Source organism: Halomicrobium mukohataei DSM 12286, from assembly GCF_000023965.1.
In the GTDB taxonomy this organism is placed as follows: Archaea; Halobacteriota; Halobacteria; order Halobacteriales; family Haloarculaceae; genus Halomicrobium; species Halomicrobium mukohataei.
The window spans coordinates 3,096,982-3,110,487 of sequence record NC_013202.1 but is presented as its reverse complement, the minus strand read 5'-3'; the positions used below and the strand labels follow the sequence as shown (position 1 = coordinate 3,110,487).

Here is a 13,506-nt window from a genome sequence, read left to right as displayed (position 1 = left end):
GAGCGGTCGCAAAAACGCCTTCCGGTCGACTGTGCGACAGGACGCCCTTCAGAGTTCGCCGTCGCGGATCGCCCGCTCGGCCGCGGACAGCGCCTCCGCGGCGTCGAAGGACTCGATCGCCTCGCGCTGGGCCGCCTCGTCGCCGGCCAGCTCTCGGGCGTGCTCGGTCATCGCCGGGACGGCCCGGATGATGTTGTCGACGATCGGCACGGCGGCGGTCTGGGCCGACCGGGACAGGGGATTGAGATCGACGACGAGTTCGGTCTTGCCCATGTCGGCAAGCGCCTCGGCGCGATCGCCGTCCTCCAGCGGGACCAGCACCACGTCGGCGTCGCCGATGCCGTCGGCGTCGACCTTCGCGCGCTCGTGGTCGAGGCCGGGGATCCGGCCGTCGGCGGTGAGTCCGAGCACGTCCTCGGCCCCGTGTTCGCGCAGGTGGTCGGCGATCCGCTCCATCCGCGCCGCCGTCCGGTTGAAGAGGTTCACTTCCAGGTCGGCACCGGTCGCTTCGGCCAGCGTGACCATCTCTCCGGGAACCAGCGCGGCGACGTTGCCGTTGATCGAGAGCACGGCGTGGTCGGCCTGCAGGAGGTGGGCCGCGGCGGCCCGCTCGGCGGCGGCGGCGGTGTCGGTCGTCCGCTCGCCGAGCAGATAGTCGAACGCCTCGCCGCGGCCCTGTGCGATGAGTCCCTGTTTCGAGGTGATGCCCGTCTCGACCCCGTCCTCGATCCGGTGGCGGGTCAGCAGCGACTCGTATCGAGGGTGAGACTCCGGAACGTCGATCTCGCTCATGGAGACACGTCGCCGCCGAGCGTCGAAAGTCCATCGCTCCATCGTTACATATCTCTTACCATCTCTTTTTAGCCGGTAACCGCTTTACTGAAGTACTACACTGTCATCTCTACTATTTCATGATCGTATCTTGATGATAAATCGCAAGCCTTCTTTATAGATGTTGTAAACGCTCGTGTGGGATTCACACATGTCGACAGCACAACTCCGGCGCGTTCTGGACGGCGACGGGGGGCGGTTCATCTACCTCTCGGCCGCCCTCGCCGCGCTCAACGGCCTCCTGTTCGGGTTCGACACTGGAATCATCTCCGGAGCGTTCCTCTACATCCAAGACACGTTCACGATGTCCCCGCTCGTCGAGGGGATCGTCGTCAGCGGTGCGATGGCGGGAGCCGCCTTCGGCGCGGCCGTCGGCGGACGACTCGCGGACCGGATCGGCCGCCGCCGGCTCATCTTGCTCGGTGCCGGAGTGTTCTTCGTCGGCTCGCTCACCATGGCCGTCGCCCCGTCGGTGCCGGTCCTCGTCGCCGGACGGCTCATCGACGGCGTCGCGATCGGGTTCGCCTCGATCGTCGGCCCGCTGTACATCTCCGAGATCTCGCCGCCGAAGATCCGCGGTGCGTTGACCTCGCTGAACCAGCTGATGGTCACCGTCGGTATCCTCGTCTCGTACTTCGTCAACTACGCCTTCGCCGACGCGGGGGCGTGGCGGTGGATGCTCGGTGCCGGAATGGTGCCGGCGGTCGTCCTCGCGATCGGGATGGTCAAGATGCCCGAGAGCCCTCGCTGGCTCCTCGAAAACGGCCGCGTGGACGAGGCTCGTGCCGTCCTCGCACGCACCCGTGAGGAAGGCGTCGAGGAGGAGCTGGCGGAGATCCGCTCGACCGTCGAAAAGCAGTCCGGCACCGGCCTGCGCGACCTGCTCCAGCCGTGGATGCGCCCCGCGCTGATCGTCGGCCTCGGGCTGGCCGTCTTCCAGCAGATCACCGGGATCAACGCGGTCATCTACTACGCCCCGACCATTCTGGAATCGACCGGCTTCGGCAGCGTCACGTCGATCCTCGCGACGGTCGGGATCGGCGTCATCAACGTCGTCATGACGGTCGTCGCCATCGCACTGATCGACCGGGTCGGCCGACGCGTCCTCCTGTTGGTCGGTGTCGGCGGAATGGTCGTCACGCTGGGCATCCTCGGTGTCGTCTTCTACCTGCCCGGCTTCGGCGGCGCGCTGGGCTGGATCGCGACGGGCAGCCTGATGCTGTTCGTCGCCTTCTTCGCGATCGGGCTCGGCCCGGTCTTCTGGCTACTCATCTCCGAGATCTACCCGCTGGCGACTCGTGGCAGCGCGATGGGGCTCGTCACCGTCGCCAACTGGGGCGCGAACCTCGCGGTCTCGCTGGCCTTCCCCGTCCTGACCGCCAGCGTCGGGCAGCCCTCGACGTTCTGGCTGTTCGGACTCTGTAGCCTGGTCGCGCTCGTGTTCACCTACCGCCTCGTGCCCGAGACGAAGGGGCGGTCCCTGGAAGCGATCGAGGCGGACCTCCGGAGCAACGTCTCGTCGACGCCCGCGGCCGCCGTCGGCGACTCGGGCGAATAGGCGCGGTCGTACGGCCCCTCGTCGAGCGGTCCCGTATCATACGGAACGTTGTAGTTGCTTACCGGTGAGCGTCGCCATGGGGTAGACGCTCACCGGTACATTCCGACGACCGTCCGTATCAGTCAGACGAGTCGAGCACCGTCGCACCGCCGGGATGGATCTCGGTGATCGTCGCGTCGTAGCCCGCGTCGGTCAGCCCCGAGCCGACGGTAAAGACCGTCTCTCCGAGCATCGCCATCGCGCCGTCGCCGTCGGCCGCCGCCACGTCTTCCAGCACCGACCGCACGTCGTCGGTCAGCAGCCCCGCCTCGCGGGCGAACTGGCGCGAGGCCCGGAGGAACGACTCCGTCGTCGGTTCCTTGACGACCCGGGAGAGCCCTTTCTCGCCGGCACGGGTCAGTGCCGCGGTGTCGCCGTCGAGGATGGCTTCGGTCGAGAGTTCGCCGATGACGTGGTACTCGACGCGGCCGCGTGCCGGGATGGCGTCGATGTAGTTGTCCTGTGGCCCGCCCGGTTCGAGCCGCAGCGGGACGCCGCCGCGGGCCTGCGCGACCACGTCGCCCAGCCCGGTCCCGGCCTGGACCTCCGCGCCGTGTGCGATCGTCACCAGTTCGTTCTCCGAGAGCCCCCGCTCCAGCAGGGCGTTGGTCCCCAGCGCCGCCCCAAGCGCGGTCGCCCCCGAGACGCCAAAGCCCGAGCCCAGCGGCAGCGGCGTCTCCGCTCGCACCGCGACGGTCGCTCGCAGCGCGTCCAGCACGCGCTCGACGGCTTCGATCTCGATGTCGACGCCGTCGAGCGTCACCGATCGCTCGTCGCTGCGCTCGACGGTGACGGTCACGCCGTCGGCCAACGCGAGCCCGCCCCCGCGCGATCCCGCTTTCGTCGGATCGTCGGCCGGATCGGTCGTGAAAAAGCCCGTCACGTGACCGGGCACGAACGCCGTCGCCTCGTCTGTCATGCATCGGGAAAACAGGTCGGGGGCCGTAAGCGTTGCCGAATTCTACACAGAATAGAGTTGGCTGCGTGTCAGTTACATCAAAGGGGCGTCACAGAGCAGTTGTGATACCAGTTAATCATTTAATACAGGGTCTGGGCCTTGTAGAATAGGCCTCTTTAGATAAGAAAAACTAAAAGACCATCCGACCAGTAAATACGTAGACTGTTCGATATACTCGAAGATAGAAGAGCTGCGAGAAATATTAAGGGTTCTTGAGTATCGTTATGGCTCGTATGCAACACGTCTTGGTCAGATTTGAAATTCCATACCATATCGAGGTACCTGATGGAATTGAATCCGACGATGACGGCCCGATGTTTTTTCCGCAAGTTTTTGGACACCCATTCGGATTAAGCTTTGAGCGAACATCTGGTGATTCCGGAATTGAAGGAACAGTAACGGTTAAGCGAGATCGGCTTGGGAAAGCGACCCGTTCGAAAGTTCAGGGAACCATTCATCATGACGTGTACAAATCCATTCCGGCAGGTGGGCCGGACGAGATACCCGGAGCAGTCGCTATGATGGGTTCCAGTATGCAAGACCGTGAGGGACGTGCGATTAAATCAGTTATAATGGCTCTCAATAAATTTCTTCAACACTATCGACAGAATACTGGTTATCATTGGATACGCCCCCTTGTAGTTGAAGATATCATTAGGTTTCGGATACGAACAGATGAGCGTGGCTTTCGCAACCGCTCTGTAACTGGAGGCCCTCTTGAGTTAGGTGCCAAAACTGGACTTACTGAAAATAAAGCCCGTCAAATGGCTGAAGCACTTAAGAATAATGAGTCTGCTAATACCTATCTACAACTTCATCTAGATGTATTAAATAAAGTTGATCTGGGTGAATTTAGAACGGCTATCATTCTCAGCTTCAATCTGTTTGAGTCATGGGCAAAAAACGCATTCGTCGCTGCTAAAATATCTTCAGAAAATACTGAATTAGAGGCTCGAGAATCCATTCAGGATGATTCTGGACAGTATTATGCTATCTACAATATCGTCACCGACCATTATCCAAAGGCCGGAGTCGAGTTCGAGGACTATTGCCGATTTGACCAGTGGTATGATGATTTCTATGAAATTAGAAATAAAGTGGTACACGAAGGCTATTTGCCGGACAAAGAAACAGTTAGAAGTGCACATGAGGAATGTTTAGATGCAATCCGACATCTACAGAAAGAATTCGGTTCAGATATTGAAGGTAGTTCTGAAAAATTAGATTTCATCAGCTTTGATGAGTCTCCCTTTGCAAGCCGTCACAAATAGTACATTTGGGAATGGACTATCTCGGTATCACTTTCCCCTGTACCTACCGTTCACTTTTCTCCAAGATCCACGTCCTGTATCTTGCTCATTTCTGTGGGTACAATCAGGTTTATCAGAATAGTGACGGTAAATATGCACACGGACCGAGTGGCCAATTCATACTATATAGTCCTGAGATTAATCCCACTGTGAGCTGTTTTATAACTCTCTGTACCAGAGACTATTATCTCGTAGTATAGTTAGCTAAATCTCAATGTCGTATCCTGAACCGCCTCAATTTATCTGACAACCTCCTGCTACTACTGCCGGCTGTAACTATTGCAAGAGATTCGCGATCACGGGATCGCGAAATTCTTCACAGACGTACAGCTGGCAGTATAACCCGCATTGGCTGTCTTCCTCGCGCTCTAACAGTGTCTGACCCACACCCAGCAGATCTTTCCGTTGATCTTATTTGTTCCGAAAGAAATATGATCTGTATCTGTACTGGGTTTCTATACACATGGAGTCAGAAAATTCATACCTTGCAATCATTACGGTTTTACTTTCCATAATTACGCTTGAGATCGTCTCAGACAGTACAAGTGGCCTGTTTCAGGACATAGGGAGCGCAATCGCCATTTTGGTTCTTCTGATTCTCCCACTGTATCTCGTTGGTCGCATCGTCTATTCTATGGTCGGATAACTCACATCCACATCAAATATCGGCATAACTGTGTAGCAACATGGATCGGAATTAGCAGTCTCGATATTGCGGACAACTGATCACGCGGCACAACGGTGTGCTCGTGGTCGGAGCAGGTGAATCGTTACACACCGATTGAAGCGACATGTCCTCTGATCTCACGGACGAAGGCAGCAAGAATTCGAAAGATGAGTGCGACGAGCCTGTTGGACGATGTGTGACGCTGCTCCTGCTCGGGGTCGCTTCCCAGATTACAGCTCGCCCGCAACTTCGACCGCTCTGTCGCTCGATCCCTCGACGACGACCGCGGTCGTCACGCCGTCGTTCTGCCAGACCGCGATGGCGCGGTCCTCGTCCGTGGTCACGTGGACCGTCCGGCCGTCGGCCGTTCGCTCGGTGGCGTTCTCGGTCAGTCGATCGAGGCGATCGTCGGCGGTCGTCGAGAGGAGGGTCACGTTCGCCCCGTCGTCGACGTAGCGCTGGCCGACGATGGTCTCGCCCTGTCGGACCGTCACCGTCGCCTCGGTGAAGCTCGCGTCGAGGGTCGGCAGCGACAGGTCCGTCGCCGATTGCGCGGCGTCGAAGCTGTCGTAGCGATCGACCGTCGTCAGCGCGACGCGATCCGTCGGCGGGTCGAAGGTGCTGTCGTGGATCGACACGTCGAACACCGTCGACTCGACGGCCACGACCGTGCGGTTCGTGCCGTCGGTGGCGACCGCCCGGACGACGCGGTAGTCGTCTTGGGCGACCCACAGCGTCGTCGATCCGTCGGCCTCTGGGTGCGTGAGTTCGACCTCGTAGGTGCTGGTGTCGTCGACCGTCGGCGTCCCGACGACCGTCGCCGAGGCGTTCGAGGCGTTCAGTGCGGGCGTCCCGTCGGGTGCGAGGCGCTCGCTCGTCTCGCCGTACTCGCCCTCGGCTCCGGTCCACTGCTCGCCGGCCTCGCCTTCGAGCGAGTCGACCGACCAGGCGGCCGATCGGTTCGGACCGACGTACCACGCGACGGTGCCGTTCGAGCCCGCCCGCACCGTCTCGCCGTTTCGCTCGACGACCATCCGGGTCCGATTCTCGTCGTCTGCGGCCAGTTCCACGGTGGCCGTCGTCGACGCGCTCTCGTTTTCGACGGTCACGGTGGCCGTGCTCGTGATCGAGTCGGCGCTCTCGTACCGCTGTTCGACCCCGTCGAGCACCTCGTCGCCCGTCGGCTGCTGGAACGTGGCGAACGCGCCCGTGACTGCCGCCGAGCCAGCGACGGCGACGGCGGCGACCAGGAGGAGGACGAGACCGCGGCGACCGTTCAGTCTGGGGCTCATTGCTCGGGGTTAGGGCTCGACTGTAAAGTGTGTTCTTGCTGTCCGATATTCGAGGGGTTCGGACAACGCTGATAGGTGTCCCGGCCCTAGCGAGAGCGAATGGCTCAGGCTGACGCGGACGACGTGGTCACGCTGTCCGGGGTGCGCAAGACGTACGATCTGGGCGGCGTCGTGGAGGCGCTTGCCGGCGTCTCCCTCTCGCTGCCTCGGGGCTCTTACACCGCCGTGATGGGGCCGAGCGGCTCGGGCAAGAGCACCCTCTTGAATCTCGTCGGCGGACTGGACACCGCCACGGAGGGAACGGTCACCGTCGGCGGGCGGGACCTCTCGGCCGCCACGGAGGGCGAGCGGGCTGCCATCCGGGGCAGTCGCGTCGGGTTCGTCTTCCAGACGTTCAATCTGATGCCCCGGCTGACCGCGGTCGAGAACGTCGCCATGCCGCTCGTGTTCGACGGCTGGGGGCGCACCGAACGCCGCGAGCGCGCCCGCGACCTGCTCGCCGACGTGGGACTGGGCGAGCGACTGGACCACCGGCCGACCGAGCTCAGCGGCGGCCAGCGCCAGCGGGTCGCCATCGCCCGCGCGCTGGCACCGGACCCGGAGCTGATCCTGGCCGACGAACCGACCGGCAACGTCGACACCGAGACGGGCGAGCGGATCATGAGCCTGCTCGACGACCTCCACGCGGCCGGCAACACGATCCTGCTGGTGACACACGAGCGCCGTATCGCGGCCCACGCCGAGCGCATCGTCCACGTCAGAGACGGCGCGATCGAACGGATCGAGGAGCTGAGCGACTGATGGACCCGCGCGAGTCGTTCACGATCGCGGCCCGCTCGATCCGCTCGCACAAGCTGCGCTCGACGCTGACGGTGATCGGCGTCGTCATCGGTATCGCCTCGGTCGTCACCTTCGCGACCTTCGGCGCGAGCGTCCAGGCCGAGATCGTCGGGGGAATCGCCGACTCGGGCGCGAACAACGTCTACGTGCTCGGCCAGCCAGCCGACGAGGAGGGGTTCCAGCAGGCGCTCCAGCCCGTGTTCACCGAGTACGACCTCGACCGCCTCGCGGAGATCGACGGCGTCGAGGCGGTCGTTCCCCGCGGGACGATCCCGATCAACGCGGTGACTCACCGCGGGGACACGGTGGCGCTCCAGCAGGCGACGGCCACGACGCCCGAGGCCGTCACCGACGAGACGCTGGTCGCCGGGCGGAGCTTCGAGCGCGGTGCGAACGAGACGGTGCTCAACCGCGCCGCGGCCGAGGCCACTTTCGAGGAGAACGTCACCGTCGGCGACGAGATCACGGTCGACCGCGCCGACGAGACGTGGACGCTGACGGTCGTCGGCATCGTCAACGGGACCGCCGGTGAGTTGCCGGTGGGCGACTTCGGCCCGCAGCCGGGGCTCTACGTCCCCGCCGATCCCTTCTACGAGAGCGTCGTCGAGAGTCCGAACGCGAACGCCCGGCTGCGCGCGTACCCGCAGGCGACCGTGATCTCCGATCCGGCCTCGACGCTGGCCGTCACCGACGCGGTCGAGACGTACTTACAGGAGCGGTCCGACGCCCGCCAGCTCGCGCCCGACGGCGTCGAACTGGTCGCCCGGACCAGCGGTGACTTCGCCGAGCAGATCAGCGACGTGATCGACCAGATCACGCGCTTCGTCACGGGGATCGCGGTCATCGCGCTGGTGGTGGGCGCGATCGGCATCGCCAACATCATGCTGGTCAGCGTCACCGAGCGCACCCGCGAGATCGGGATCATGAAGGCCGTCGGCGCGCGCAACCGCGACGTGATGGAGCTGTTCTTGCTGGAGGCGACGCTGCTGGGTGCCGGGGGCGCGTTGCTCGGACTCCCACTGGGGCTCGCGGTCGCCTGGGGCGCGACCCGCTACGCCGAGGTGGGCTTCGCGTTCGCACCCGTCTGGTCGGCGCTGGCCGTGCTGGTCGGCGTGCTGGTCGGCGTCGTCGCGGGGCTCTACCCCGCGTGGCGGGCCGCCCGCGTCGATCCGATCGACGCCCTCCGATACGAGTGATCTCGACCCGCACGTATTTGCTCGCGGGAGCCCTACGCTCCGGCGTTCGATGGTCGAGAGGATCCTGCCCGACGCCCTCGGGACCGAGACCGCCGGCCGTCTCGTCGACGGCGCGCTGGTCGCGTGTCTCCTCGCCGCCGTGACGGCCTGCTGGCTCACCGGTCTCCAGCCGGTCGCCGTCGCGGCGCTGGTCGCTGGCAGCGTCGGGCTGGAACGCGCCGTCGGCAGGCTCACCCGTCGCAGGATCCTCGACACCGCAGCGCAGACGGGACGACCCGCCGACCGACGCCTCCGCGAGCTGGTGACCGACGTGGCCGATCGAGTCGACGTTTCGACGCCTCGCGTCGTCGTCGAGTCGTCGCCCGAGCCCGGCGTCACCGTCCTCCAGGGCGGGGACGGGCCGGTCTTGCTCCTCTCGGAACGGATCGTCGACGACCTCGACTGTGAGGCGCTCCGGGGTGTGGTGGGGCACGAACTCGCGCACCTCGACGGCGGCCACATCGACTGGCTCGACAGCCGAGACCCGGTCGCACACGTCGTCGGAGCCGCGGTGTTCTGGGTCGTGGTCGGGCAGCACCTCGGTCCCGCGCTGTCGCTCGTCGGACTCGCCGTCTACGTCGGGACTGGTGTCTTACGGCGTACCGCACTCCCACAGCTGTACTACCTCGCTGGGAGTCTCGGCGTGGTACTGGTTCCGCTCGCACTGGTCGCGCTGGGACGGCGTCTCGAAGAGCGACAGGCCGACGACCGGGCGGTCGCGATTGCCGGCGCGAACGCGTTCTGCCGGGGGCTGTTGGGCGTCACGACTGCCCGCAACGAGGCTTCGGGAGCGGACGGACCGCTCGCCGCTCCCGCGACCGGCGAGGGGCGCGGGCTGGTCGCACGGGTCACCGCGACACACCCGCCGTTGAGCCGTCGGTTCGCACGGTACGGCGTCGATCTCGACGCGCTTCGGGACGCCTGACACCGCCGGTAGTCACTGTGTCCAGAGAAGTCGTTCCGGGGGCGGGGACGGCCGGCGACAGTATCAGGCTGCTTTCGGGCTCTCGTCGGGACTGCGTTCTGCCGACAGGTCCGGAATCCGCTCCTCGTCTTCGCCGAGCTGACTCGCGACGACGCCGTAGAGACCGATCGCGGCGACGAAGCCGCCGCCGAACATCGTCACCGTCGTGAAACCGGTGACCGGGACGAGCACCACGGGCGAGATCGCGATTCCGAGCCCGCAGAGCAGGCCGACCAGTGCCGGTCGGAGCGTCGGCCGCTTTCCGGACGCGATGCGGTACGCCGTGTAGCCGATCGTCATCGCGGCGAACTGGCCCAGCAAGACGTTCGCCAGCGCCTGTGTGTGACTGACCGCGTACACCGCGGGCGTAAACACGGTCGCGACCGCGACGAGCGTCCCGAGCAGCGAGACCCCCTTCGTGATGCGAGACATAGGTATTACAGCTGTAGTTACCGAGCCATCGTATGTAATAGTTCCTCCCGACGCCCCGACGTTCGGTGCGAGCGAGGGGCGTCTCTCCCGAGACCGACGGCAAATACTTTATTAATGGATGTACATACGAAAAGCGGAGGTCTACAGCCTTGGAAATCTCGGAGAAACTACTGTGTCTGTTTAGTGCGGAGATCACTGACGAGGGCGACCGCTACACCGTGGAGGTCCCACAGCGGGAGGTCGACACCGGATCCGTCGATCCCGGCGAGACGTATCGCGTCGCGCTGATCCGGGCCGACGAAGCGAGCGAGGAGAGCGAGGAGCCGTCGCCACAGCCGTCACAGACGCCGTCTTCGGAGCCCCAGCCCCCGGTCGAACCGGGCGAGATCCGCTACGTGGAGATCGAAGACATCGGCAAGCAAGGCGACGGCATCGCCCGCGTCGAACGGGGCTACGTGATCATCGTCCCCGGCGCTGAGATCGGCGAGCGCGTCAAGGTCGAAGTCAGCGAAGTCAAGTCGAACTTCGCCGTCGGCGAGATCATCGACGAGACCGTCTAGCGAGGCGTGCCGTCGGGCCGTTTCGCTCCTTCTGAGTCGTAGACGACCACCTCGCCGTCCGCGCGCTCGACCGGCTCGTAGCTGTCTCTCACTGCGATCGCTTCTTCCAGTTCGCGGATCGCCCGCTCTTTGAGCGTCGCGGCCAGTTTCTCGGCGTCTTCGCGTTCGATGTCGCGGCCGAGCCCCTCACACTCGTGGGCGCGGACGAGTCCCGCCTCGTCGACGGCCTCGCCCATCGGCTGGACGGTGTTGTCGAGCGCCACCGAGAACGGGTACGTCTGGCAGATCAGCGGCCGGTCCTCGTGGACCGTACAGGATCCGACGCCGTCTTCTTCGGCGTAGAACGTGCAGTCGCCACAGCCGTCGGTCTGGAGCGCCCACTCGAAGGTCTCGCCCTCGACGCCGTCTGCGGTCTCCGAGAGCCCGTAGGGCATCGGACGAGCGATGTCGCGAAAGTCCCTGCCGTCGTCTCGTAGCTGGCGGATCTCGTCGGGAAAGATCGTCGCCGTGTGGGGTTCGTTCTCCGCGCTCTCGGCCGTGTCTTCCTCGTCGGCGGGGTCGACCGCGGGCTCCGTCGCCGTACAGCACTCTCCGCAGCGGGTACACTCGAAGCCGATCGCCTCGATCGCGTCGGCCAGCTCGCCCACGTCGAGTTCTCGCGCCCGTTCGAGGTCCGATGCAAGCGTCACACGCGCCGTTCGGGCCGGTCGGACAAAAGGACCGCGTCACGCCGACGCTGGCCGTGCGCGCTCGCCGTCCCACGCGACTCGCCCCTCGACGGCGAGCTTTTCGAGGTGGGCGGCGACGGTCGCCTCGGCGAGATCTCGCACGTTCTCGACGCCCTTGTCGTAGGCCGCGTCGGTGATCGCCGGCAGCGTCTCGTGGCCCTCGACGACGGCCGCTTCGACCCGGCGTTCGCGATCGAGCCGGTGTGCGAGGAGGCGACGGCAGGTCTCGCCCGCGTCGTCGACGACGGGGCCGTGACCGGGGAAGAGTCGGCCGGGAGCACGCGCGATCACGCGCCGCAGCGAGCAACAGTATGCTCGCATCTCTCCCTCCGGTGCCCCGACTGCGACGCTGCCGGTGGCCGCGGCCAGGTCGCCACAGACGAGCCCGTCGTCGGTCGCGAAGGCGACGTGTTCGGGCGCGTGGCCCGGCGTCTCGACGACTCGCAGCTGGCCGTCGTCGACGGGAATTTCCGTCCCCTCAGAGAACGTTCGGTTCGGTGTGACGCCGGTCGCGGCCTCGAAGGCCGCCTCACGGCCCCGACGCGCCCACACCGTGGCGTCGTGTTCGGCCGCGTAGTCGGCGACGCCGCCGACGTGGTCCGGGTGGTGGTGCGTGACGAGAACGTGAGCAAGCGAGCGCGACGCCAGCGCGTCGTCTACGCGTTCGTGGCGAGCACACGGGTCGATCACGGCCGCGCGGTCGCGGCCGAGGACGTACGCGTTCGTCTGTCCGCTCGGCGCGCGCGTCGCGACGGGGACGCTGATCCGCTCCATACCCACCCCAGGGAGGAGCGACGGATACGGATTATTGTAGCGATTTACCGGTGATCGTCTACTCCGTGGCGACGATCACCGGTAAGCAACTACAAGAAACCGTACGAAATCAGTTGGTGAGGAAGTAGACCTGCTTGCGAGCGTCGTTGAAGCTGTACCGGGAGTCGACCAGCTCACACTCTTCGAGTCGGTTCAACGCGTAGCGGACCGTCCGGTCGGGCAACAGCGACGCCTCGGCCAGTTGCCCCTGGGACAGCGGCGCGTCGGTCTCCAGGACCTTCGCGACGAGCTTCGCGCTCGGCGGGAGTTCGCGGAGCTGCTCGCGAAACTCCGTCTGGGTGAACGCCGCGGGCTTCGTCTCCTCCTGAATCGTGCTCATACACGCTACTCCCCCGAGGGTACTCGTAAAACTTGGCTATATGTATGACCATACAATAGGAAGTCTACAGTGTGTATAATGACTCCTTATATTTTCTGACGCGTGCAACGCTGGCCGCCGCCAGAACTGCCCGCTGTCTGTGGTCGATCCGTCCGTCCGACGGTGTACTACAGTGAAACAGCACCGTTTTATCCCCGGGTAGCCATCACCCGATACCGTGAAAGGGCAGGAGTGGTACCAGACCGACGATGTCGCCGAGGAGTACGACTCGAAGCGGTTCTCTCGTGGCGGACAACTCATCGACCGTCGCGAGAAGGAAGCGGTCCTCGACGCCATCGGTCCGGTCGACGACAAGTCCGTGCTCGAAGTAGCCTGTGGAACCGGGCGCTTCACCGCGATGCTGGCCGATCGCGGTGCCGACATCGTCGGCCTGGACATCTCCGGTCCGATGCTCTCACAGGGCCGCGAGAAGGCGAAATCGGCCGGCGTCGACGACCACCTGGAGTTCATGCGTGGCGACGCCGCTCGACTGCCCTTCCCCGACGACCACTTCGACACCGTCGTCGCAATGCGCTTTTTCCACCTGGCGGACACGCCGGCCTCCTTCCTCGCGGAGATGCGTCGGGTCTCCAAGCACCAGGTCTTTTTCGACACGTTCAATCGCTTCTCGCTGCGATCGCTGTACAACTGGGCGCTCCCGATGGGATCGCGCCTCTACTCTCGGTGGGAAGTCGACCGCCTCCTCGACGGTGCGGGCCTCGAACTGGCCGGCGAAGCACACGACTTCGTCCTCCCCTACGGCTTCTACCGGAAGATCCCGAACGACCTCGCGTCCGGCTTCCGCTCGATCGACGAGGTCGTCGGCGCGAGTCCCGTCGGCGACAAGGTCGCGTCGGTCTCCTACTGGGACACGCGAGTTTAATTCCGTCCCTTTTCGGA

General features: G+C 64.3%; 14 protein-coding genes. 7 read left to right on the top strand and 7 right to left on the bottom strand.

Features of this window, described 5'->3' with window-relative positions:
• Positions 1–48: 48 nt before the first annotated feature.
• Positions 49–792 (bottom strand): 4-phosphopantoate--beta-alanine ligase, encoded by a 744-nt coding sequence (locus HMUK_RS15590; protein ID WP_015764166.1) that lies wholly within the window; start codon positions 790–792, stop codon positions 49–51.
• A 190-nt stretch (positions 793–982) separates the two neighbouring features.
• Between HMUK_RS15590 and HMUK_RS15585 the strand changes: the two genes are divergently transcribed.
• Positions 983–2,389: a sugar porter family MFS transporter gene (locus HMUK_RS15585; RefSeq protein WP_015764165.1), complete on the top strand. Its 1,407-nt coding sequence runs from the start codon at positions 983–985 to the stop codon at positions 2,387–2,389.
• Between the two features lie 118 nt (positions 2,390–2,507).
• On the opposite strand, the gene HMUK_RS15580 is transcribed toward HMUK_RS15585, so the two are convergent.
• Positions 2,508–3,347, bottom strand: a complete 840-nt coding sequence (locus HMUK_RS15580; RefSeq protein ID WP_015764164.1) for a pantoate kinase — start codon at positions 3,345–3,347, stop codon at positions 2,508–2,510.
• Positions 3,348–3,619: 272 nt separating this feature from the next.
• Between HMUK_RS15580 and HMUK_RS17310 the strand changes: the two genes are divergently transcribed.
• On the top strand, positions 3,620–4,657 hold the full coding sequence (locus HMUK_RS17310; RefSeq protein ID WP_126967057.1) for a hypothetical protein: 1,038 nt from the start codon (positions 3,620–3,622) through the stop codon (positions 4,655–4,657).
• Positions 4,658–5,593: 936 nt separating this feature from the next.
• Here HMUK_RS17310 and HMUK_RS15565 read toward each other — a convergent pair.
• Positions 5,594–6,655: a LolA family protein gene (locus tag HMUK_RS15565; protein WP_015764160.1), complete on the bottom strand. Its 1,062-nt coding sequence runs from the start codon at positions 6,653–6,655 to the stop codon at positions 5,594–5,596.
• Between the two features lie 99 nt (positions 6,656–6,754).
• Here HMUK_RS15565 and HMUK_RS15560 point away from each other — a divergent pair, with 99 nt between their 5' ends.
• Genes HMUK_RS15560 through HMUK_RS15550 form a run of 3 tightly spaced genes read left to right on the top strand, consistent with a single transcriptional unit; the run spans position 6,755 to position 9,655 of the window.
• Positions 6,755–7,456 (top strand): ABC transporter ATP-binding protein, encoded by a 702-nt coding sequence (locus HMUK_RS15560; protein ID WP_015764159.1) that lies wholly within the window; start codon positions 6,755–6,757, stop codon positions 7,454–7,456.
• The gene (locus HMUK_RS15555; protein ID WP_015764158.1) at positions 7,456–8,691 is read left to right on the top strand and encodes an ABC transporter permease; all 1,236 of its coding nucleotides are present in this window, start codon (positions 7,456–7,458) and stop codon (positions 8,689–8,691) included. The genes HMUK_RS15560 and HMUK_RS15555 overlap by 1 nt, the downstream gene beginning before the upstream one ends.
• A 49-nt stretch (positions 8,692–8,740) precedes the next feature.
• Positions 8,741–9,655, top strand: coding sequence for a M48 family metallopeptidase (locus HMUK_RS15550; RefSeq protein ID WP_015764157.1), 915 nt, complete (start codon positions 8,741–8,743; stop codon positions 9,653–9,655).
• A 63-nt stretch (positions 9,656–9,718) separates the two neighbouring features.
• Here HMUK_RS15550 and HMUK_RS15545 read toward each other — a convergent pair whose 3' ends face one another.
• Positions 9,719–10,126 carry a hypothetical protein gene (locus HMUK_RS15545; protein ID WP_015764156.1) on the bottom strand — a complete coding sequence of 136 codons (408 nt, stop codon included), beginning with the start codon at positions 10,124–10,126 and terminating at the stop codon, positions 9,719–9,721.
• Positions 10,127–10,275: 149 nt separating this feature from the next.
• On the opposite strand from HMUK_RS15545, the gene HMUK_RS15540 reads away from it, so the two are divergent.
• Positions 10,276–10,686, top strand: coding sequence for a TRAM domain-containing protein (locus tag HMUK_RS15540; protein WP_015764155.1), 411 nt, complete (start codon positions 10,276–10,278; stop codon positions 10,684–10,686).
• Here the strand turns inward: HMUK_RS15540 and HMUK_RS15535 are convergent.
• The 3 genes from HMUK_RS15535 to HMUK_RS15525 form a co-directional block, all read right to left on the bottom strand.
• The gene (locus HMUK_RS15535) at positions 10,683–11,375 is read right to left on the bottom strand and encodes a YkgJ family cysteine cluster protein (protein ID WP_015764154.1); all 693 of its coding nucleotides are present in this window, start codon (positions 11,373–11,375) and stop codon (positions 10,683–10,685) included. The genes HMUK_RS15540 and HMUK_RS15535 overlap by 4 nt on opposite strands.
• Before the next feature lie 36 nt (positions 11,376–11,411).
• Entirely contained in the window at positions 11,412–12,188 is a 777-nt protein-coding gene (locus HMUK_RS15530; protein ID WP_015764153.1) for an MBL fold metallo-hydrolase, read from the bottom strand.
• Positions 12,189–12,297: 109 nt separating this feature from the next.
• Positions 12,298–12,567, bottom strand: a complete 270-nt coding sequence (locus HMUK_RS15525) for a helix-turn-helix domain-containing protein (RefSeq protein ID WP_015764152.1) — start codon at positions 12,565–12,567, stop codon at positions 12,298–12,300.
• Between the two features lie 217 nt (positions 12,568–12,784).
• Between HMUK_RS15525 and HMUK_RS15520 the strand changes: the two genes are divergently transcribed.
• Complete coding sequence (locus tag HMUK_RS15520; RefSeq protein WP_015764151.1) at positions 12,785–13,489, top strand: class I SAM-dependent methyltransferase; 705 nt, start codon at positions 12,785–12,787, stop codon at positions 13,487–13,489.
• The last annotated feature ends 17 nt before the right edge of the window (positions 13,490–13,506 follow it).

Bases quoted from the DNA above. Each gene is read 5' to 3' on its own strand.
- HMUK_RS15585 (WP_015764165.1), top strand. From the start codon at position 983: ATGTCGACAGCACAACTCCGGCGCGTTCTGGACGGCGACGGGGGGCGG.
- HMUK_RS15590 (WP_015764166.1), bottom strand. From the start codon at position 792: ATGAGCGAGATCGACGTTCCGGAGTCTCACCCTCGATACGAGTCGCTG.
- HMUK_RS17310 (WP_126967057.1), top strand. From the start codon at position 3,620: ATGCAACACGTCTTGGTCAGATTTGAAATTCCATACCATATCGAGGTA.
- HMUK_RS15565 (WP_015764160.1), bottom strand. From the start codon at position 6,655: ATGAGCCCCAGACTGAACGGTCGCCGCGGTCTCGTCCTCCTCCTGGTC.
- HMUK_RS15580 (WP_015764164.1), bottom strand. From the start codon at position 3,347: ATGACAGACGAGGCGACGGCGTTCGTGCCCGGTCACGTGACGGGCTTT.
- HMUK_RS15550 (WP_015764157.1), top strand. From the start codon at position 8,741: ATGGTCGAGAGGATCCTGCCCGACGCCCTCGGGACCGAGACCGCCGGC.
- HMUK_RS15545 (WP_015764156.1), bottom strand. From the start codon at position 10,126: ATGTCTCGCATCACGAAGGGGGTCTCGCTGCTCGGGACGCTCGTCGCG.
- HMUK_RS15530 (WP_015764153.1), bottom strand. From the start codon at position 12,188: ATGGAGCGGATCAGCGTCCCCGTCGCGACGCGCGCGCCGAGCGGACAG.
- HMUK_RS15525 (WP_015764152.1), bottom strand. From the start codon at position 12,567: ATGAGCACGATTCAGGAGGAGACGAAGCCCGCGGCGTTCACCCAGACG.
- HMUK_RS15555 (WP_015764158.1), top strand. From the start codon at position 7,456: ATGGACCCGCGCGAGTCGTTCACGATCGCGGCCCGCTCGATCCGCTCG.
- HMUK_RS15560 (WP_015764159.1), top strand. From the start codon at position 6,755: ATGGCTCAGGCTGACGCGGACGACGTGGTCACGCTGTCCGGGGTGCGC.